Raw genomic sequence first — 21429 nt, 5'->3', positions numbered from 1 at the left:
GCTGAGCTCTCTGCCATTTGGATGGCAGTAAAAACGCTGACATAAGTAATAAGCAAGGTTTAAACTAGTTTCATAGTTCATGATTATTCGCCTTTAAGTTTCTGATTTAAAAATGCTTCAAAAGCACTGCCATCTCGACGGGTTAAATTGGGTACATAACGCGAATAAACAGTAAAAAGCATGTTTGTATTCGCATGTCCCATTTGTTTAGCTATCCATTCTGGAGACTCCCCTGATGCTAGCCATAAGGTGGCTGCTGTATGTCTAGTTTGATATGGGTTACGTCTTGGTATTTTTAAGATATCCAATGTGGGATACCAAACACGATAAGACATGTTTTTGTTGTTCATCGGATGGCCCCCAGATGTTTGAAAAACAAAACCACGGCCATTGGAGAGTTTGAAATGCTGAGTTAGCGCCTCATAAACAAGGTCATTCATATCAATTTCACGCAATGACGTTTTGGTTTTTACAGGGCCTAGTTTATTTCGTACCCAAGACTGACGAACGAGGATTTGACGTCGCTCAAAATCCACATTTTCCCATTGCAAACCATCGATTTCACCAGTACGTAACCCACTAAAAAATCTAACTAAAAAATAGCAACGGAAGTCCTTACGAACAAAACCCAATATTTTAAGCACTTCATCCAGCGTAAATGGATGCACAGGTTGACGATTAACAGGCAAAGGTTTGATCGACTTCCAAGGGCTGACAAATTCATATCGTTCCGAGGCATCATTTAACACCACACGTAAAGGTGACAATATTTGATTGATGCGAGAAGCAGATAAATCCTTTGCAAAAGCTTTGCCCTCCACTAGATCTGCTCTAAAAGTCATAATGTCCGATTTAGTGATCAAGCTAATTTGCATTTCACCAAATCGGGGCAAAATATAAAGATTCAAAATATCTTCAATGGTTCGAAGTTGAGAAGGACGCCATTCAGCTTTTTTCTCAGTTAGCCACTGTTCAACAAACTCAACGACCTTCAAAGACTCGGTAGACTCTTTTAACATTGTCATCCGATCGTATTCAGCAAACTTTTTAACATTATTACTGTTAGGAAAATGCTTAGCATATTCGAATTGATTTAGATGAATTTCAGCCTCAATTCGCTTCAACACGGCACCAGCTCTCTTCCGATTTGCAACGCTATCCTCCAGCATTGTCATTTCACGACAGCGAATCCCTTTATACCGAAAATCGAGTAACAACTTGTTATTACGGACATTTACACTACCCATAAATCAGCCCTCCTTTATTTGGTCGGTAAAATGTCTGAGTAACCAAATAGCATTAACTGCTCGACACTTTCCCAAATAAATAAGATTTTGCGGCCACCAAAAGGTCGTATGTAATGTACCCCTTCAAGCAAAATTGCGTCTTTTAGCTGATCGCGAATCGTTCTTGCATCATATTTAATGCGCACAGAAAGCTCTTCTGCTGTTAAATAAGTATTAGACATAATATACTCCTTGAAAAGACTAAATCACTTAAACGAAGTTTTTGTACCCACAGGAGGTACAATAACACCATTTAAACCAAAAGCAAGTATTAAATACCCTCTACAGGTAATTTATACCGGTGAACATTATGATAAAGTGCCATTTTTCAAGAATCATTGGGGACAAGAAGCTAAAAGTTGCTGAGGTTGCGAGGGATACGGGCATAAATAAAAATACTTTGCATCGCCTTTATAATGAAACTGCGACTAGGATTGATCTAGATATGATTGAAACGCTTTGTAGGTATTTGGATGTAGATATCGGTGAATTACTAGAGATTAAAGAAGATAATTGATCACATTTATTGCACGGTGCAATATTTTACCTGATATCAAAGACTAGCTGTGTTAAGTCAGCCTAACTATATTATCCCATTCTATAATATTAGGTTACATATACAGCAGACACTAGATGTAAATGAGTGCTGGATCTGATGTGGTAAAGACACCCTAGATCACACCATCACCAAACTCTTTGGTCATGAAGCTGGTAAAAAGAAGCAACCGCCAATGTAATGGGTGATATGGCCCACTTTACCGTTCACTACTTGCGCCGCACTTGCGTAAGCGTCTAGCGAACCGCACCTACTTTTTAAAATTCCAAGGTAACAAGCTGTCGAATCAGGTTCTGGTTGGCACAGTTCATCAAGATAAGCACAGATGTAATCAAATGGAATGTAACCGTCTAGCGAACCACACCTCGCATCGTTAATCTGACTATTTGAAAATACCTGCTCAATGATAAATGGGGAGCAGGTGATGAAAACTTACAGAACAGCTTATACTTTAATAATCAAAGTTGATGAACTCGTATTATCTTTGATTTGATGTTATTTTGAGCACAGAAAGTAATATGCAAGTGTATGAATATATGGGAGACCAGCATGGCACAAGCTATTTTAGTGACAGAATCTAAGCTAACCGAAATAGATGAAGATCCAATCGTCGAAAGCTTTTTATCTTTTCTCGCAAATGATATGCAACAACGCAACGATAAACCTCACCTGCTTACAGAAAATATGTGTAAGAGTGTTGAAAACTTAGTTGAAGATGTAGAGATTGATTTAGATGCCTCGTTATTAGAGGATGAGTAAGCTCGCCTAATTCTAATCCTATTATTGTAATCAATGAAAACTTTACACTACTTACGCGACCTTTCCATGGTAAGCCATGATTTCTTGGTTTGTCATTTAGAAGGTTTTTAATGCGCACTTCAATCATAGAAGCGCTTTTATTCAAACAGCAAACAGCTCTGTACTTTTTTGATTAAACTTACCACTTGATCTAAACACCAACACTGTCTAGTATTGGTGTCATGAAAAATATAAACCGCTATACCTTAAGTGACCTTTGCCAGCTAATAGAGCTGACACCTCGCACTGTGCGCTTCTATATCCAGAAGTCACTGTTACCCGCACCAGAAGGCAGTGGGCGCGGAGCTTATTACACCCAAGTGCACCTAGAGCGATTGCTTGAAATCAAGAAGTGGCAGGATGCGGGCTTGTCTCTTGAGCGTATTAGCGAGCTTCTTTTCGATGAAAGTGACAATAAGCCACTGCCCCCACTTAAACGATTAAAGCCTGGAGACATTGAGGTTTGTAGCCATGTGCATATCGATGAAGGTATATCACTCACCTTAAACCCAAGCAAAGCTGGGCTAACCCCTGAGCAAGCTAGACAATTGACCCTAGACGTCATCTCTTTATATCAGCGCACCATATCAAACGTTAAGGAAGGCAAATGAACAGTAAAATAGGACTAACAACATTATCAGGTGAACTGATTGCACTAAGGTCTGTTGATATAACCGCAAAGCTGACTGGCGTCTTATCTGAAGTTGAAATAAAGCAGCACTATCAAAACAGTACAACAGCCAATATCGAAACTGTGTATACCTTCCCACTGCCCATTGATGCGGTGTTAACCTCATTAGAGGTCGAAATAAATGGTGAGTTACTTCAAGGTCGTGTAAAAGCAAACCGTGCCGCAGAGGATGATTACGAAGACGCTATCGTCAATGGTGATACTGCAGTCTTGTTAAGCAAAATCAGTGATGGCCTATATTGTATTAACTTAGGTAATTTACTGGCAGGCGAAGCGGCAGTGATTACATTCAGATACGCTCAGCTTCATCAGTGGCAAGGCGAAAGGCTTCGTTTTTACCTTCCCACGACCATAGCGCCTAAATATGGCACACCACAACTCACTCATATCGCTGAACACCAGCTACCTCAGCACTCGTTATCGGCAACTTACAAGTTAACGTTCTCAATCTCTATAGAAGGGCTATTAGCGGGGACAGCCATTCACTGCCCGTCTCACAGCGTAGCCCATCAGGTTGTTAATCAAATAATGAATGTGAGTTTAAACCGGCCTCAAGTGATGGATCGTGACTTCATTCTTGAACTAGAGAAGCCAAAGGGATATGTGGGTGAAGGTTACTGGGCTGATGACGGTGAACACACTGTCGCTCTAACCTCCTTTATTCCGACACCAGAGTCAACGCCAGAGTCAAAACCAGAGACAGCACCTCAACATGATCCCCGTTGCATAAAAATTGTCGTTGACTGCTCAGGTTCCATGGCTGGAGACTCGATAAAGCAAGCTCGCATCGCACTAATTGAAGTCGTTAACCAACTAGAAACCCATGACTACTTCAACATCATTTTATTTGGTTCACGGCATCAAAAGCTGTTCGAAGAGTCTGTCTTAGCCACTGCAGCCAACATTAAAATTGCCCAGAAAACACTACGAAGTCTTGAAGCTAACTTAGGCGGAACTGAAATGAAATCGGCACTGGAGGCTGCTTATCGCTCTCACTCTCCCATAATGCTGCCCACAGATCTGCTGCTGATCACAGATGGCCAAACCTGGAAAGAAGATGAAGTACTCACTGGTGCAGCGCTAGCTAACCATCGTCATTTTGTTATCGGTGTAGGCAGTGCTGTCAGTGAAGCGTTTCTATCAAAGCTTGCCAAAGTCACAGGTGGGGCCAGTGACTTTGTTACCCCAAATGAGGCTATGAGTACACGAATAGTGCAGCACTTTAAGCGAATGAAACAACCGCCACTTCAAAACCCACAACTTTGTCTCAGCGATAAATATGCAGCGCCGCTCTGTTTCAACGCCCTCCCCGCCCATAAAAATACGTTATTTTTAGGGGATACCGTTAATCTGTTTACCCTTTATGAAGGCTACCCTGCAGCGGTTGCCGATCTGTATTATGAAGGTGAGTTTAATGAGGCAGAAAAAGAGCATGAAGTGTACGGTTCTACAATAGCAATAACTCACAAAGATAATGACAAAGGCTTGCTCGCAAGGCTTGCAGCCCATGACAGGCTATCTGTGGTAAGTGAAGATGAAGCACTTGAAATAGCTGAAAAGTATCAACTGATCACCAAGTCAACCAGCTATATCTTAGTAAAAACCAATGCGCATACAAATGCATTAGGCATACCTAATCTGCAAAGCATTCCCCATCAATTACCCGCTGGGCAGAGTGGCTTTGGTCGTGTATTAATTGAAATTCCCGTGGTCTCTAGCCAAATGCAGATATGCGACGCACAGCCGCAGATATTTTTCTCAGCTGGTGCGCCCTCAGCCCCCGATGACTTAGATATTCCAGCCTTCCTTAGGAAGCAAAATGATGATTGGTTAGATATCCCTAAATTTTCAATCACCGCAGATGCCGCAGACACTGCAGACACTGCATCGACATCTTTAGCCCTGTCACTCAACCAAGAGTTCACCCCTGACAGTCAATTGACCATGGATGAGTTTGATATCTCTGATATTGAAGACTTAGGTGAGGATGAAGCCATCATTGAGGTACTGTACCAATTAGAACACGCTGGCTATAACGAATATAAGCTGGTGGCCGCCTGGTTGAGTATTTATAACGAGTTTAACCCTAACAACCCACTTAGCCGTCATGTCACTAGGTTAATCAAAGTGTTATGTAAAGAATTTGAGGTGAGTGAAGCGCTCATCAATACGGTTAGAGAAACCATAAAACAAGAAATAATGCAGCCAGTAAACTAAAATAAAGGCCGAACGATTTTTCACCAAGAAAAATGGTTCGGCCTTACCCCCCCCTGTAGCTGAATATTCAAACCATCTAGCACAGGTAACAGAGCAGACAACTTCATACCGATACGCATATCTTTTTGTTCTATCTGCAGCTGTTTAAGTCAAGAGATGAAAATCGTTTGGAAATTTGCTCAATCGTCATCATCACAGCCAAGCGCGCAACCTAGTAGAATTATACTGCTTGGTGAAATCAGACTCAGGTGGACGCAGTACCCGTTATCACTTAAAAGGCTAACGAGGTACACTTGGGCATGTAGCAGAGCCTTGCCTGAATCATAAGCTTAAGAGACGATTACCAACCTATTTGGCTATGAAACTAGCAAAAATAAACAGCCACCGAACTAAAGGGCGATATACAGCACTTCTCAGTGCACGGCCCACGACGCATCATACTCGCACAAAGAAGTTTGTCAGGCCATGTGTTCCCGAGTGCTTAATCTACCCATGACCACTAAGGCGGTCATGGGTAGATTAAGCCTAAGCTGGTAAACGTAACTTATGATTCTTGCATCCGGATGTATGTCACCTCAAACGCTTTACAAGGCCGTTGGCTTTGTAGCCTGTTGGCCAACTGGAATGCATCATTCATGTCATATTGTTGGAAAATGTCTAACCCTCTATCCAAGGATATTTTCCAGCCTGTATCAGACACAATATGCCGGGCATGTTGGCTACCTGAGTTATCAAATGAGTAGGTAAAATGGATGCCAACAGCGAGCATCGCGCTTTGAATTTGGTCTAGCCATTCGCCCTGCTGCTCGCTTTTAAACTCATCTGCAACGGTGATGAGGCTAACAACCACTTCATCTTCTTCAGATTTACCGCGTACTATAGTTTCAAGCAATTCCATTAGGTTTCTTGCCTGGTAAAACAGCCTGATATAAGGGTCAGTAATAGTGATATGCCTTGCCCCACGCAGATAAGGCCCAAACAAATTATCAAAGCTGGTACCGCGCTGATTCTCCATAACGACGATATGTTTTTCTTTTAACTCATCTGTCGGCTTAGGCGCTGTTGTCATACTTTCTGCATTTGGATGGCTTTCGGTTTCTCGGACTAGCGGTTCGGGTAGCCCCTCGTCGCCGGCAGCCACAACATGATGGAAGTATCTGGGGTATTCCAGTTCTTCCAGCGTTTTAACACTGACCTTTTTGCCGCTGCTGTCGCTGTAACTGAAATCAACCGCAGCATAGGTGCTGTCCATACGCATCAATTGGTCTTTAACGCGCTTGCGTCCTTCAAACGAAAACCTAAGAACTTTTTCAATCTCATCTTTACTGGCACCGCCATGCGGGAAAAGTATCTTCATCAAGCCAGAAAAGGTTTTATTGATGCCGTCCTGATCACGGGTAGATATGTCAGCTGAAAGAGTAAAGTGCTGTTTATAATGGTCTGAGTAGTCTTGGTTACGCAAATGGCGCAAGATTTCCGCAAGGTAGTCCACGACAAAGCCGTAACCACGCGAAAACATCTCACCGCGTATAATATCTACCTCCCAACCGGGAATGTAGTAATGTAAGCGGTCTAAAAACGCAGAGTCATAGAATTTCTCGGGTAGTGGATCAAACAAATCTGTGTGTTTAAGCATATAAGGCACACTGTGCTCTGTGTTACCCACGAATACCATCGATGCATCAGCGCCCAACGTTTCTACACCGCGGGAAAACGACTTGTTCGCCATGTAGTTTTTCATGATATCGACCAGCGCTTTGTCTACTTTCTTTTGTTTGCCGGCAAACTCATCGAACGCAACCGTGTCCCAGTACCCGACCAAACCTATTTTGCCCGTTGTGTTATTCACAAAAAGCTTTGGTACTGACACTTCACCACCTGAAATTAAAATGCCATGTGGTGAAAACTCAGAAAATATATGAGATTTACCAGTGCCCTTAGGACCAAGCTCTATCAGGTTGTAGTTGCGCTCACAAAACGGAATTAAACGGACCAACTGCGTCAGCTTACTGCGCTCGCCAAAGTATTCCGGATTAAAGCCAATACTCTGCACCAACACGTCAATCCACTCTTCCATGGTAAACTGCTTACGCGCTGCCAAATAAGTCTCGTAGTCAAAATGTGACATTTGAATCGGCTTTAAACTGCCTAAAATCCAGGGAACAGTGTCTTTATCTTCAATGTGATCATATTCAATATCGGCAATCACCCATACACCACCCACCAGCACTTTTGGGTGTTGCTTTACCGTACCCGAATCAATTAACACCTTTTTAATGCCCAGGTTGGCAAATTCGGCTTCGTAACAATCTTTTTTGTCGTTCAGCGATACGCTCACTTTATCAATGATCTTAAAGCGACCTTTCTCACGGATCATCGAACGCACCAGGCCCGCTTCATTGCGGTGTACATAGTGCTTGGCTAATATCTCTTTCACCGTCAATATGCCGCTTTGGATGCTGTCTTCGTCATTGGTTGCACAATATTGCCCAAGCAAATACTCCAACACATACGACGGCACAATAGCATTGCCCTTCACCGTTTTTACCAGGTCTTTACGCACCACCAAACCGGGGAAAACGTCGCAAATCTTTGTATTTAAATCCGTCATAGTTTTACCTGTTTATCCACTTCATGCGTTGGTGTGCAATTAGAAATCAAAATCCGACGTAAAGGAGCGGCGAATCGTGTATTTCAACTGGCGGTACTCTTTAAACTGGTTGGTATCTTCTACAGGCTCTTCCAGTTTTAGTGCCACTTCCTGATTATTTGCGCTGTCTGCATCTTGCGTAAGCACAAATCGAAGTTTTAACTCACGCTCGCGGGCATTTTCAGCAGTTAAATCCATAGTTACGGTATGCACATCTGAAATCAATTGGCCTGAAAGAGTATAAATACCTGCTCGCAGTTCACGTGGCCTTAATTTATCCGTTACCGGCTCAGTTTGATAAAGCGTTACCGACAACTGCCCTGCCGTGATGACATTAGTACCACCACGTAACAAATCAACCTCTACCGTAGCGGTATCGCTTTGGCGTTTTTTATTAATGGCAATCACCGGCACAATCACCTCTTGTAAGGTTGCGCCACCATGAACAAAACGGCTGCCTGAACCGCTTAAACGTAAGCGTTGTATGCCTTTCGGAATAGCCGCATGCACCTCACCGGTTAACCCCAACTGCGGCGCGGAAAACACTTTAACGGCATCGGTAGCCGTTAAGTTTTTGCCTAACAAGAAACGACGGTCGCGGTAATGAATGTCACCCGGCACATCGGTAGACACAAAGTCACTCTCTTCCAGTGCTCGGTTTTGGTAAATAAAGCCATGATCAGCGGTAATTAACACATTAGAAGCGTTATATCCGGCCAGCTTTTTCACCAATGTCATTAAATCATCGAAGGTACGCTCAGTGGCTTCAAAGGCTTCACCTTCCGATTGCATCTTATCGCCAGCATGGTCAATGCGGTTGTGATAGATGTAAATGACATCATTGTTTTTAAACAGCTCTCGCCCTTCGGTTTGGGTCATTTCCAACACCTGTTTCGCTTTTAGCGCACAGGCTGTCTCGCCCAGGGCAAGTTTTAGTAATTTATCTCGGTTGGCAGTGCCCTGTGTCGAAATGCTATCTAACAGCACTATGCCATCTTTATTGTCTGAAATTGACAGCGACGCCTGACTATTTGTGAGCTCATTGTAACTCGGTAAAAGTGATGCCATGCCTAGCTGGGTATAGCTGGGCAGTGCCGACAGCATATGATCCAGCGACGCTTGGTAACGATCTATTTGGCGAATGCGACTCACCATCTCTTCACCCGCCTCATAGCGAAAGGCATCGGAAATGATAACGCAAATCTTATTACCCTTGTTACGGTATGGCTTAACCCAGCGGCTATAAAACTGCTTTTGTTGCGGCACATCGGCAACCGACCAATTAGTCATTGCATCTACCTGACCTTGCCACTGCGTTGCTAAGGGGCTTAAGTAGTTATTGCTATACAAGCTCTCAATCTTATCGGTAAGTTTGCTTAACAGCGTCATTTGCCCGGATGTGTTCAGGTGGTAAATAAACTTACGGTACAACTGATCAATCTTAAACCAGTGCCGCACATACCCATGCACCGCATCGCTACTGCTTGCCATATTAAGCTGCAAGGTATCCAACCGGGTTAAAAATTGGCTGGCCATGTCGATAGCAGCATACAGATGCTGAAAGTGCGAATACCAATGACTTTGACGGCGCTGACGGCAATGAAGTGTTACTTCACCTTCGGATAAGGTGCGTTGATCAACCGCTCTTACCAATTCAACGATGACTTTTTTATCAATCAGTTGGTAATAATCTAGCTCTATTACATCTTTCAAATCGCGGTTGTTCAAGTCAGCTTCAATATCCAGCATTTGCGCATAGTCATCTGATAACGCTTCAAATACCTGCTGGTGTTTACGGCTGTCTTTCCAGCGCTTAAACAGCACCAAGGCGTCATTGTTTAATGTGGCGCGGTCGCTCTCTTTCGGGTTAGCTAACGACAGTAAATAGCTAGACTTAAACAGCTCGATAGAAAAGTCTTTTACCGAAGGTTTATCTGCCAGGTAGCCATAATAACGCTCAACTTGCTCCCACAAAAAACCGGTTAGCTTGCACTGTTGTATCATTTGGTAGCAGGGCTGAGACTTTTCGAGCAACTCATCAAACAGCGCTTCGCAGATAATATCCAGCTTCACATCGGCTGACTGGGTTAGCTCGGCGCACACCGCCAACATCTTCATGCGAATTTGCGAGCGGGTATCGTCAGATTTTAGCAAATGCGTTAGGCGTTCTTTGCGAAGCTCAGCTTGTTTCGGCGCACGGCCAACCTCAAAGAAGCCAGCATGCTCGGTTACCAGTTCAGAAAATTCTGGCGGCAGGTTCAGCTCACTCAGCCAAATAGCAGATTGATCCGTGCGAAACACAGCACTACCTAGCTGCACATCCAATAGCCAATTATCCAGATACTCCGGTTCCTGGTCTTCAAGGTAAAGCAAAAACTGCTGCTTAGGTGCTTCACGCAAAATTTGGTGTTTCAGGCTAAATTGATTGTTGGTAATCTCCAGTTTTTCAACGCCAGCAAGCACCAGGGTGTCAAACGCTTCGCGAAACTCTTGTTTATCGTCGTACCAAAACACAATACGGCTGCTACCGAAAAGCCGGGACAGCGCCTGTTGAATCCGATTGTCATTCATTATCAACACCTTCTAAGCCAGCAATCTTTTTCAGTGCTTTGCCAAACAGCGGGTAGTTGTGTTTTACGCCATCGTCCAGGTCGATGCTGATCCGTTCTGCCGCCAGCGGAAACAACACTTCGCGCTCGTATTCGTTAATTTCATCCAGCGCTTTATTAATCTTATCGATCATCTTCAGCGCCTGCGTTTTATCTTTCTGGCTGGCAGCTGCACTAATGTTAATTTGTAAGTAGCTATCTTTGCGGGCTTCCAGCTTGGTTCTAAATTCACGCAAATACTCATTCAACACCACACTGGCGGTATCGGGGTGGTAACGATGCATATAAATCAGCGCATTAAAAGTGCCTTTAGGGCTAGAGAATTGCCAGTAAATAGGCCGTTTTTTATAGCGTTTCACATGGTCTTTGTAAAAATCTTTCAAGAAGTATTTGGTAATATCCTTACCTAACGCCTCCTCAATAAAGGCCAGGTTTTCTGCATAATTCGCTTCACCGAACGTCACTTTTAAAAACTGTTTAAACAGCTCGGTAATGTCGTCTTCAAACCAATCGCCATCAAAGTCGATAAGCGGAATAACATTATCTTCGTCAGGCATAAAGGCAGGCTCTGGAATACGTGCCAGATAATCCTCTAGCTTTTCGCCTTGGTTGGCCAGAATTAAACCAGGTTCATCTAACGAATAGCGGCCAAACATACAGCCCACGGCATACGATAAAAACTCCGCCATGGTATCGGCCCGCAAACGTAACTCACGCTCTGCTTCACTGATTTTGATGCCATAGCGATAGGCAGGGTTACAGGTTAAGGTTATTTCTTCAATCGGGACTTCAGCTGATAGTTCGTCTTGAAGGCCATAGGCATCAATAAAGATAAGGTTATTTTCCTGTTCGAGCCGTTGCATTTCGGATGTCATGCCCTGCCAGTGGATGCGGAGCTTATCATAGCTAATCGCCAGTTTAATGGCCCTATACTCTGGTTCGAGAAGTCGTAATAATCTGAAATCCCATGAGGTTTCGAAAGCATCCCAGTCGGATTTAGCATAATCAACTGCGGCACAGCCCAGCTCTGACAATCTGGGGTTATTGATTAACTGAGATGTGTATGGCAGGTTTCGAATGTCTCTTGTTTGAAATTCAATAGTTGGATTCAAAAATTTCAAGAAACTAGAAACAACATTACTTGCAAGATAAGAAGCCAAAACTTTAGCGTCTATTTTGTCTGAAAATCCTGACGTACCCTTTACGTCAAAAAGGAAGCCGACAGGAGTATATCGACAACCAAAATAGGAAGAACTTGTGGCAGTCCAAGAAACCCCCTCACGAAGCATGAAATGCAAATTCTGAATATATCTCGACCAATGCTTGCCCTGATTCCGCTCAACAGCATACTCCTTAACATCTCGACCATCGTTCTCCCAATTAATAACAAAGTACATATTTCCGTACCATTTCCTGTAGGTGCCCCCCTTGTTATAAGGAAACCATTTCAGACCGGAAGAGTTCACGCATTCAAAGTTTGAGAAACCAATCCCCATTCGGCCAATTGAAACTTCTGACCATAATTTCAAAAATCGATCATTATCTCCAGTATTCTGACCAACTGCGGGGGCTATATATTCACCAAAGCGCTCATGCTGTGAGAAAGCATTACGAACAGCCTGACTGATCCAATAAGCAACCGGGCTCCCCGGGATTTTAACAAAATCTTCTGCTGAGGCTCTAAAGAACCAGCCACAACTAGGGTTTTGAATAGCCTCAAGTGTCTTTGGTGCCTGATTCACTGCACCTTTAAAATCCGACAGGCGAACATAGCCTCCTCGATGATTTGGACGATGATTATTTTCAATAGTAAAGGTACAAATTGGTACTGTGGCACCATCAAAACCTGAATACTCCAGCTGAATTAATGATGTGATGGTTTTTTTTCCTATGAGAAATTGTCTTAACTTTTCATAGGATGAGATAAACATCCACACAAATGGCGTCATGAAGCCTAACTGTCCACCTGGCAACGCTAGCAGAGTGTTGCGGACAATAAATGCTGAAAAAAGGTCTGATTTTACATCAGCATAGTTATCTTTTAACCAAGTAGATAGATGGGGATTCATCCCCTTTCCGCCCATATAAGGCGGGTTAGCAATCACTACATGGTACTTCTGACTTAAATAATCCGCCTGAGTTAACACCTGTATCACTTTATTGTGGGTATCGGTTAAAAATAACTGCCCTGATACATCTTTGGCAGCCAGTGTTCTAAGCACTTCGGTGACATCACTGATGGTTGGGGTAATTAATGAACCAAAGTTATCAGCCTCTTCAAAATCTTTTAAGGCCTTGCGCAAATCAGCGGTAAATAAGTTTTTACCAACAAAAGCAAAGTATTCATCGAGTTCATCATCGGTGAAGACAATCTTCTCAAGCTTGCAGATATTGGGCTTGATAGGGCTGCGGAAGAAGCGACGACGGTTATTGCTGTCATCTTCTGGGTTACCTTTCATCGCTTTCATCGACAGCGCAAAGGCGGCTAACTCAGATGCACGCTCATCAATTTCAATACCATACAGGTTTTTGGTTAAAATCAGCTCCGGGATATTAACCGGGTCGTAGCCTGCATCCAGATAGATGGCATACAGCAAGTCATAGGCGTAGGTGAGCATATGGCCTGAACCAGCGGCGGGATCACAGATTTTCAGCTGTTCCGGGCTGGAGATTTTAAGAAAATCGCTTTCAGCTTGTTCTTCACCTTCCACCGCAAGCGCTGGTTTAATGTAGTAATCCATTTGCTCAGCAATACGCGAGGTAGGATTATTCTGCATCCATAACCGGCCCAGTGAGTTCTCTACCAGATAACGCACTATCCAATGCGGGGTAAACAACTGTGTAGCAGCCGGAATGTTTTCAGCTGTGACTTTTTTGTTCTTTTTCAAGTCTGCAAAGACTTTGTCTTTCTTCTCGGAAATATAGAACTGATACAACCAACCAATAACTTCTACCGATGCACAAGCATCTGCTGTCATGGCGATGCGGGTGTGCGACAGAACTGAGTTTTCTGATAGCAGATCATCTGGCATCAATAATTCGCTGTAATCATCAATGCGCGGGAACAGGTAAGGCATTAGGCTGTGGTAGTTATGACATACCTCAACGATTAATTGACGATAGGCTTCGGTTTGTTCGTCCTGGCTTTTAATACTGCCATTCAGTAAACCCATCACACGCTCGGCGGCACGCGTATCTACCAGGGTATCATCAATATGCCCGGCTTTGGCTTCAGACAGGATTTCTGGCTGTACTTGGCCTTCAGCCGGTGAAACCACGCCTACCCGGTTATAGCCATTCACATCCATAAAGCGCAGTGCGCAAAAACGGTTAAACCAGATATAAGCCACTTTATCTATTAGGGCCGCTTTACCTTGTTCTGATAGGGCTTGCTCTAACTGATAAATCGCTTTGGGCGCTTCACGCCGGGCACTGCTTTCAGGTTGTAACACCAAGCTGAGTTTACTGGTAACTTGTTCCAGCAAGGCGCGGCGCGCTTCTTGCGCAAACTTTTTTAACTTCGATGTATCCATTACACACGCACCTTTTTACCTTGTTTAATCATTTCAATCAGTTTGGCTTTGTAGCTGTCGATGTAAGCGTCAACATCCGCTTCGGTGTCAAGCAGCGGCTTATTAAACGCTACCTGGATGTCACGAATTGCCACAGTCTGATACGCCGGTGAACTGGGTTCTTTAACTTCAGCTGGTGCTGGTGGGATGCCGGGTTTTGCTACTACTGGCTGTGCAGGTTTTTCAGGCATTACCGGCTTGGGCGCTGTCCAGAGTAAAATTTTATCCAGCAGCTGCGGATAGCTTGTATCTTCGAACTGGCGGACGTTATCCCGCACCAGTGCGATAAGTGTTTGTTGCACTAGCTTGCTTTTAATTGCCTCAAACGCTGCGTTAATGCTGGCTTGCTGCTCTGGCGTGAGCTGGGCATAGTCGTTAATTTGCAGTAGTTTTTCTTTAATTTGCGCTATTTTTTGCTCTGCTTGGGTTTGAGCATTTTGCAGCTCTGCTTCTATCTTAGATTTTAGCGATTTCATATTCGCTACCAGCTGCTGAACTGCATCTCCCTTGTAAATATTAGGTTCGACCACCGCCGCCTGAATAGCCGCGAGTTCATCGGCTTGCACATAAGACAAGTTGGCTTTGTGCTCTTCTAATAAACGCATGGCATCATCGAGATGCTTTTTGCTTTGCCCTTTCATAAACTTGGTGATGGGGTCAATAACCCGATCTTTGTAGTTTTCCAGCCATTTATCTTCCTCTCGGGTTAGCTCGGTAATAAACCAGGGATAAGGTTTGGCTTCTAAATCACTTAAATCTGCGATGATGGCTGTTAAAGCACGAAGAAACGAATACTTGGGAGCTTGATCATGCAGCCGGACCAATTCCGTTTTCTGAGCAAAAAACGCTTCCTGTGTTTCTTTTGCCAAGGCTTTGGCTTCATTCGACAAGGCGACCTTGTCAAAGTAGTCGTTGAAGAACTCTTTGAGTTTGCGAATTTGCGACGGTGTAAACTCTACTTGCGGGTCAAGGATAAGATTACCGTGAGCGCCGGCGTTTTTCAGTGCGCGCAATAACTCACTGTCGTCCAGTAAGTTGGTGGACTCACGCACTTCAATTTTGCCTCGCGCGCACAGATGCGCCAGCGTGCATAAGGTTGCCGCATAGGACCAGCCGTAAGACTTACGTTCAAATTTTTCCTGCACCAGTTTTACAGTAGTGCGAATACCGCCATTGCTATTTCTTTGAATAAACGAAAACATCTCTTGCAAAGACTCTGGCAGAATTTGCTCATCACCAAACAATCCCTGCTGACCTTCGGTCAGAATTTTACTGATATCCGCTTCAGTGTATTGCTGACCACGCAGCATTCTTAGATTCGGGTAGGTATGCTTCACCAGCTCAATAAAGGCCTTAATCACCTTACTTTGGCCATCTTCACCCGACAGTTCAATTTCTTTACCGGCAACGAAGTATGTGGCCTGCCCCATTAATTTAGAGAGCAGTAATTTTAGTTGATTGTAACGGTCGGCATTTTGCCCTGCTTTATCGGCCAAAATGCGCTTTACCGAATCTTGCTGAGTGGTGCGGGTTTCATGCGATACGTATTTCTGTGTTTGCAGGTACAGCAGCAAATCACTCATCAGGCGGGCACTTTCAGGTAGCACCACTCTGAGTTCGTCGTTATATACTGTATCGGTTCTGTGCTTTTCTAACGCATCACGATGATCATGGAATGAAGTGATAATGTGGATGGCTAACTCATGTTCACGCCCACTTTGATTGTCATCCAGTTTGCGTGTAAACGCATAGTCTTGCCCGCTTTCATCCCAGCGGATTTTGCGATTTTTAATGATGCCATCGTAGATAAGCTTTTCTAGCTCAGTACTTACTGCGGAGGTATCAACATCGGTATTCTTAATCTCGGCTTCGACATCCTGCTCTTCGTCCGTGAGATATTCGTATAAATCACCGTTTCTTTGAATGTAAGTTTGCTGTTCAAGTAAACCTAAGGCCTCTTCAACATCTGCTTTGAGCTGAGACAGCGAAACATCGAAGTTATCTTGCATTAATACACAAATATTTCGAATGCTTGGCTTAAACTCTTTAACGTACTTCACCAAGAATAGTGCCTTAAGCACACGCAGTGCGAACGGATTAGTGAGAATTTTCTCCGCTTTTAAAATAGAAGCCTGAATCGCGCCCTTTAAGGCTGTTCTGATGCCCTCAAACATTAAATCGAATGTAGCAAGATCGCCTAATGTGTGATCTTTAATACCAATTGCTACTTGCTGGAAAACACCCAGCATAGAGCGCTCGCCCACAGAACTATGCTTACCTTCAAAAGCGTTGTGACGAGACAAGTTTTGAATAGAAGCTTGAAATAACATAAATTGATAAGGAACAAAGGGATAACTTTTAATAAAGTGCTCCCGGTCTTTATAATTGGGGTAGCTTGCTGAGCCATCAGCAAAATCGAACAAGGTTTTCAGGTTGTTTTCTTGTTTGTGGTACAAATCGGACAGCTGACTGATGTAGTCTTCTTTTTTATGCAGCAACCGCATTTGAATCACTTCTGCCACATCCTGGCTGTTCAGTTTCATGCGGTTTTTAAAACGGGCCTGAATTTTAGAAAAATCGTGCGAAGTGTGTGCGCCGTCTTCGCCTATAACCGACGCCATCTCTTCCTGCGCGGTAACAATGACCCAAGAACGGCCCTTGCACTTAGTTGCCAGAGATTCTGCCACTGTTTGTAAGTTGGTCATCAATTTGACGTTGTCGGCTATGTATTGGCCAACCTCGTCCACAAAAAAGTTTAAGCGAAAAGTATCGCCTTTGGACTCGATATAGCCGTTTACCTGGCTGGCAAAATCCTCAATTGACAGGCGATAGTCATCTCGGTATTTGTCCAGAATATTGGATTCTGTGCTACCGGTTACTTGGTTGTAAGCCTTGTCAATATTCTGAGCCATGCGCTTGGCACGTTGGCGGCCTTTATCCCACGGCATTCCTGTAATTGATTCGAAGGTTTCCTTGAAAACGACAAAATAATCGTCTGCATCAAGCTCACGTTCAAACTGAGCAATGTAGGGCTGTTTGCCATAGTAACCACAGTGCTCATCAAACACTTTTAAAAACACTGCCACCAATGCATCCAGTTCCGTTTTTGAGATAACATCAGCTTTTTGATCGATGTTAAACAGAATGCTTTCAGAAGGTATGGCCACCGCACGCTTTAGGTCATTTGCAGGCATCCCCCCTTCATTAAAAGGGGGTTTATCGAGAAACAATTCAAGCGGCCAAACATCTTCAATCGGCTTATTTTGCAGCAACAAGGCCAGCATTTTGAGTAAGTGAGACTTACCTGAACCAAAAAATCCTGAAATCCATACACCGTTTGCACCGCTGTAGTTTAAGTATGCATCTAAAAATTTATCGAGGCGTTTGGCGACCTCTTTCGTTATGACATACTCATCTAACTCGACAAAAAGGCTAAAATCATCATCCGCTTTGATTACTCCTTCGATAGCTCGGTCGACAGGCTTTGTAAAAATATGTTCCATTATCATTTGTGGTACTCCTTAAAAACCTAATCAGTTAGCTCGGTCAAGAATATTAAAAGCGCGATAATATTTATCGTCGGTTAGTTTGCCAAACAGCACCAAAGATGCACCGGTGGCCAAAGAATGTTGATAGCTTCCTGGGAAAATCATCAAGGTGGGTTGTGCTTTTGCGATTCGTTGTAAATTATTCAAAATATTGTGCGAGCGAATGTAAGGAAAAACCTCACCAACGCCGGTAATAAACATGACATGATGTGAAACTTCGCTCATTTTTTTAGCTATGCGGGGCATCAATACTGTCTCGGTGTCCAATACTCCCTGCAACTCTTCTTTAAGTTCTGGACGTGACAATGTGCTTTCGTTTTCCAGTAACCATTCCCAATCGCCCTCGTCTTGTAAGACTTCAATGACTAAATCGTAAAGGTTAATCTCCAGCACGTTAACATCAGCATCTTGAAGATCATTTTTTAGTTGTTTCACCAATTGAGTGATGTCTGAGGTGATAACCGGCTCAAATGGGCAAATATGAAAAGGCACCTCGTTATTTAAACCTTCGTTCTTAAGGAACGGCTTACTTGCAATCACCCCGAGAAGATGGCTGTAGGCATCGGCAAGGTTTTTACGGGTGACGGTGTTGTGGTTTAACGGGTTTGATTTAACACGGCTCATAAACGGATAGCTCCGGGGATAAAGGCCAAATCAGATTCTGGCGAGCAATTCTGTAGGGCTGACGACAGCATTTGCGGAATAAGCTGATTAGCGTCACTAATCAGTTCGCATTGACGCATCATCTGAAACAGTGCTTGGCGCGCATTAGAACGCGTTTTATCTGATACGCTTTCAAGTTCAGGATGCCAGTCGGCCTTGGCGTTGAAGAAATAGCCGTAGTCGTCATGAGAAATCTCAAAACGGTGGGTGGCATGAGCATCGGCCAGAACTTCTATCGTAAAATCCCCGATGAACGGATACTGCTTGCAAAGTGCTATCCAAATCAAGTGTCTGACATTTTGTGATTCGTCTTCAGAGAGCAGTTCGATTTGTGCAGATGACAACAGCGATAAACGCTTGGTAATTTCGCTATACATAATGTCGCTTGAGCGTTCGGTTCGGCATTGCAATAAATTAGTATCTTTGACTTCTTGCTTAACCAACGTCCAATCTCGCAACTCGCAAAAACACTGCACTACCTGAACGGTTTCATGCAATAAGGCGGGACGTGCAAAGCCAATTTTATATTTCTTACCCATTTGCTTTCTCATCTTCCTCGAGACATTAATTCACTGTATAAGTTAACCAGAAGCTCATCTAGAAGCTAGAACGTAATCATGATGATTTAACAAGCATTTTAGGTACTTGATACAAACATGTTCGTCTCGCTGTTTCATTAATGGCACAAGAGCATATCAGATTCCAGAGCACACATCCCACTGAAAGTAGAGAATTTATAACTAAGTATTTTTAAGGAATTACCATTTGAACTTGCCGCCTTTTGCCTTTAGATGCTAAAACTGGTTTGTTCTATGCTATTCCCGCCTTACGTTTCAACAAATCCCTTGCTTCAATCCTTGCCAAAATCCAATCTTGCACTTCACTCTCTACCCAGGCGACGGCTCTTGCTCCTAGGCTTACAGGCTTTGGAAATTGATTTTCGGCTATGTAGTTGTAAACGGTTGAACGCCCTAGGCCGGTGCAATCCATCACTGCTTTTAATTTGATTAGTCTCATTATGAATTCCTCTAATTGATATATCAAATGGCTTGCCACTAACCATTCATGTGGCATACAGTTGAGAATAATACTAGTTACTCAGGCTGCTGGTTATGAACACAGAAACGATACAGAATTATACCCCTCACCAGAGCAAAACACGCAAATTGTGGGAACGAGTTGGCCTTCCTGCGAGCCATGGGTTTATTCTGATCCAAGAGATCGAATACGGTCTTTCTCTAAATGTTGTGGATAAAGCAACAAAAGAGCTCAATATCCCTCAATCTTTGCTGCTCAAACTAATCGGCATTAAGCCTAGTCATTTTTCTCGCCGCAAAATCAGTGGCAAACTGACCAGTGTAGAGAGCGAACGCCTCGTACGTTTTATACGTGTAGTCGATTCAGCAATCAAACTCATGGGCGGTGATAGCCAAGAGGCTATCAAATGGCTTGTAGCACCAGCTTTAAATATGAACGGCCAATCACCAGCTAGCTTAATATGTACTGAAACAGGGGCTCTAGAGGTGATGCAATTGATAGGACGGACCCGCCATGGAGTATTTAGTTGATATTTGTGAGACTTTGCGGCCTTTGAGCAAGGTGCTAGCTAACTACTCTTCATTACTGCAATACAATAAATCGGTTCTATTCACCACTCCATATAATTCAACGAATCTCATATCAAAGCCCAAATTAAGCAGAAAATGAATGTTCACAGCCGCAAGCAGCGGCATAGTGCTCTTGTTTTAACTGATCCACTTTACGAACAACGAAGATATGAAATGAGGATCGCGCTTAATGAAAATGACCGAACGCGGAAGACAAGCTATTTACTCTGCAGGATGGAAATCTAATTGTTACTCCGCTAAAACTTACAGCCCCCCACAGGATATAAGCGTTACAGAGCAGTTATCAACTCATATTTCAGGCGACGGTATAAATTAAATAAGAGCAAAAATGGGTAAATATAAAATTATTTAAAAATAATTATTAACAGACATCTTGAATTTATCCCCAGAGACCTGATAAATACTAAGAAGCCCACCGCTTTGGTAGGGCGAAAGTTAAGGAAGTTATCATGAAAAACTTAAACGATCTAAAAGTAATTAACGTAGAATCTAACACAGAATCCGGTTTCTTTCATGTAGAATTTAGTACAGGAAATTCGCTACAGTGCTGTTTAAAGCATTTACGTCAAAGTGAAGATGAATTTTTTGAAAACGGCCCGATATTTTTAAATCAAATTGAGCATGATAATAGCGGTTTTGATGATGGACTCTGTGCAGACTGCAATGAGTGGGCTTTCGTTGATGGCGAAAAGGAGCACATTCTCGAATTTTTAATTAATCGTGCGCGAGAAAATGGCGTGCAGATTAGCGTAAACAACATAGGCAGCACCTACGGCCTTTATTTAAAGGGGATTACTATGCCCGTCAAAAAATCAGTTCGTCTAGTCGATGACACTATTAGAACATGCAACAACTTAACACAAAGCGGCGACGTAAACTGGTCAGGTTCGCTTAACGCAATGTCCGAACAATTTAATATACTCATTGAAGAAAATACCCCTTTCTTTCGACCGGAGCAGTGGACTGTTTTTTATTGTGCGTACAACGGTCTCATCTCGCATCCAGACATTAGAGAAGAAGCCAAGCAGTTGCATTGGAATATAAGTGAGGGCTATCAATATGATGGACAAATCAGAGAATTATTGGGCGATGAGCAACAAGCGTTAGCGTTCATTGAAGTTATAAAGCTCATGTCACTGTCAGAAAGAATCGCTATAATTTACAAAGCTAAATCGTATTGGCGACAAGGCCTGGTAGCCTAAACTTCTATC

The 21429-nt window shown here is 43.3% G+C and carries 15 protein-coding genes and 1 pseudogene; 7 read left to right on the top strand and 9 right to left on the bottom strand.

All coding sequences use genetic code 11. From position 1 onward, the window contains the following. Positions 1-83 precede the first annotated feature (83 nt). Positions 84-1247: a site-specific integrase gene (locus tag H5202_RS06830; RefSeq protein ID WP_182771411.1), complete on the bottom strand. Its 1164-nt coding sequence runs from the start codon at positions 1245-1247 to the stop codon at positions 84-86. 14 nt (positions 1248-1261) lie between these two features. Then, positions 1262-1468: a hypothetical protein gene (locus H5202_RS06825; protein ID WP_182771410.1), complete on the bottom strand. Its 207-nt coding sequence runs from the start codon at positions 1466-1468 to the stop codon at positions 1262-1264. Positions 1469-1596: 128 nt separating this feature from the next. Between H5202_RS06825 and H5202_RS06820 the strand changes: the two genes are divergently transcribed. From H5202_RS06820 to H5202_RS06805, 5 genes and pseudogenes are all read left to right on the top strand, one after another. Next, the gene (locus H5202_RS06820; protein WP_182771409.1) at positions 1597-1803 is read left to right on the top strand and encodes a helix-turn-helix domain-containing protein; all 207 of its coding nucleotides are present in this window, start codon (positions 1597-1599) and stop codon (positions 1801-1803) included. Positions 1804-1945: 142 nt separating this feature from the next. After that, a pseudogene (locus H5202_RS24185) lies at positions 1946-2067 on the top strand (integrase); the annotation flags it as partial. A 324-nt stretch (positions 2068-2391) separates the two neighbouring features. Next, on the top strand, positions 2392-2601 hold the full coding sequence (locus tag H5202_RS06815) for a type II toxin-antitoxin system PrlF family antitoxin (protein ID WP_182771408.1): 210 nt from the start codon (positions 2392-2394) through the stop codon (positions 2599-2601). A gap of 221 nt (positions 2602-2822) precedes the next feature. Further along, positions 2823-3251 (top strand): MerR family transcriptional regulator, encoded by a 429-nt coding sequence (locus H5202_RS06810; RefSeq protein ID WP_182771407.1) that lies wholly within the window; start codon positions 2823-2825, stop codon positions 3249-3251. After that, positions 3248-5548, top strand: a complete 2301-nt coding sequence (locus H5202_RS06805) for a VIT domain-containing protein (protein ID WP_182771406.1) — start codon at positions 3248-3250, stop codon at positions 5546-5548. The genes H5202_RS06810 and H5202_RS06805 overlap by 4 nt, the downstream gene beginning before the upstream one ends. Positions 5549-6092: 544 nt before the next feature. Here H5202_RS06805 and brxL read toward each other — a convergent pair. From brxL to H5202_RS06770, 7 genes are all read right to left on the bottom strand, one after another. Beyond that, positions 6093-8159, bottom strand: a complete 2067-nt coding sequence (gene brxL, locus H5202_RS06800; protein ID WP_182771405.1) for a BREX system Lon protease-like protein BrxL — start codon at positions 8157-8159, stop codon at positions 6093-6095. Between the two features lie 39 nt (positions 8160-8198). Next, the gene (gene pglZ, locus H5202_RS06795) at positions 8199-10769 is read right to left on the bottom strand and encodes a BREX-1 system phosphatase PglZ type A (RefSeq protein WP_182771404.1); all 2571 of its coding nucleotides are present in this window, start codon (positions 10767-10769) and stop codon (positions 8199-8201) included. After that, complete coding sequence (gene pglX / locus H5202_RS06790; protein WP_182771403.1) at positions 10762-14340, bottom strand: BREX-1 system adenine-specific DNA-methyltransferase PglX; 3579 nt, start codon at positions 14338-14340, stop codon at positions 10762-10764. The genes pglZ and pglX overlap by 8 nt, the downstream gene beginning before the upstream one ends. After that, complete coding sequence (gene brxC, locus H5202_RS06785; protein ID WP_259397220.1) at positions 14340-17882, bottom strand: BREX system P-loop protein BrxC; 3543 nt, start codon at positions 17880-17882, stop codon at positions 14340-14342. The genes pglX and brxC overlap by 1 nt, the downstream gene beginning before the upstream one ends. Positions 17883-17912: 30 nt before the next feature. Next, a complete protein-coding gene (locus tag H5202_RS06780; RefSeq protein ID WP_182771401.1) occupies positions 17913-18551 on the bottom strand; it encodes a DUF1788 domain-containing protein in 639 nt (212 codons plus the stop codon). Further along, positions 18548-19129 (bottom strand): DUF1819 family protein, encoded by a 582-nt coding sequence (locus H5202_RS06775; RefSeq protein WP_182771400.1) that lies wholly within the window; start codon positions 19127-19129, stop codon positions 18548-18550. Before H5202_RS06775 ends, H5202_RS06780 begins: the two co-directional genes overlap by 4 nt. Positions 19130-19400: 271 nt before the next feature. After that, complete coding sequence (locus tag H5202_RS06770; protein ID WP_182771399.1) at positions 19401-19607, bottom strand: AlpA family transcriptional regulator; 207 nt, start codon at positions 19605-19607, stop codon at positions 19401-19403. Positions 19608-19702: 95 nt separating this feature from the next. On the opposite strand from H5202_RS06770, the gene H5202_RS06765 reads away from it, so the two are divergent. Together H5202_RS06765 and H5202_RS06760 are read left to right on the top strand one after the other, a co-directional pair. After that, on the top strand, positions 19703-20158 hold the full coding sequence (locus H5202_RS06765; RefSeq protein ID WP_182771398.1) for an antitoxin Xre/MbcA/ParS toxin-binding domain-containing protein: 456 nt from the start codon (positions 19703-19705) through the stop codon (positions 20156-20158). A gap of 509 nt (positions 20159-20667) precedes the next feature. Beyond that, positions 20668-21420: a hypothetical protein gene (locus tag H5202_RS06760; RefSeq protein ID WP_182771397.1), complete on the top strand. Its 753-nt coding sequence runs from the start codon at positions 20668-20670 to the stop codon at positions 21418-21420. Positions 21421-21429: the final 9 nt, after the last annotated feature.

Origin of the sequence: Shewanella sp. SG41-4, from assembly GCF_014164505.1 — a bacterium.
Lineage (GTDB): Bacteria > Pseudomonadota > Gammaproteobacteria > Enterobacterales > Shewanellaceae > Shewanella.
The sequence above is the reverse complement of the archived record's forward strand: the minus strand, read 5'-3'. Positions and strand labels throughout refer to the sequence as shown.

Coding starts and splice junctions, on each gene's coding strand:
- H5202_RS06815 (WP_182771408.1), top strand. CDS start 2,392: ATGGCACAAGCTATTTTAGTGACAGAATCTAAGCTAACCGAAATAGAT.
- H5202_RS06760 (WP_182771397.1), top strand. CDS start 20,668: ATGAAAAACTTAAACGATCTAAAAGTAATTAACGTAGAATCTAACACA.
- H5202_RS06775 (WP_182771400.1), bottom strand. CDS start 19,129: ATGGGTAAGAAATATAAAATTGGCTTTGCACGTCCCGCCTTATTGCAT.
- H5202_RS06780 (WP_182771401.1), bottom strand. CDS start 18,551: ATGAGCCGTGTTAAATCAAACCCGTTAAACCACAACACCGTCACCCGT.
- H5202_RS06770 (WP_182771399.1), bottom strand. CDS start 19,607: ATGAGACTAATCAAATTAAAAGCAGTGATGGATTGCACCGGCCTAGGG.
- H5202_RS06765 (WP_182771398.1), top strand. CDS start 19,703: ATGAACACAGAAACGATACAGAATTATACCCCTCACCAGAGCAAAACA.
- H5202_RS06830 (WP_182771411.1), bottom strand. CDS start 1,247: ATGGGTAGTGTAAATGTCCGTAATAACAAGTTGTTACTCGATTTTCGG.
- H5202_RS06810 (WP_182771407.1), top strand. CDS start 2,823: ATGAAAAATATAAACCGCTATACCTTAAGTGACCTTTGCCAGCTAATA.
- brxC (WP_259397220.1), bottom strand. CDS start 17,882: ATGGAACATATTTTTACAAAGCCTGTCGACCGAGCTATCGAAGGAGTA.
- pglZ (WP_182771404.1), bottom strand. CDS start 10,769: ATGAATGACAATCGGATTCAACAGGCGCTGTCCCGGCTTTTCGGTAGC.
- H5202_RS06805 (WP_182771406.1), top strand. CDS start 3,248: ATGAACAGTAAAATAGGACTAACAACATTATCAGGTGAACTGATTGCA.
- pglX (WP_182771403.1), bottom strand. CDS start 14,340: ATGGATACATCGAAGTTAAAAAAGTTTGCGCAAGAAGCGCGCCGCGCC.
- H5202_RS06825 (WP_182771410.1), bottom strand. CDS start 1,468: ATGTCTAATACTTATTTAACAGCAGAAGAGCTTTCTGTGCGCATTAAA.
- brxL (WP_182771405.1), bottom strand. CDS start 8,159: ATGACGGATTTAAATACAAAGATTTGCGACGTTTTCCCCGGTTTGGTG.
- H5202_RS06820 (WP_182771409.1), top strand. CDS start 1,597: ATGATAAAGTGCCATTTTTCAAGAATCATTGGGGACAAGAAGCTAAAA.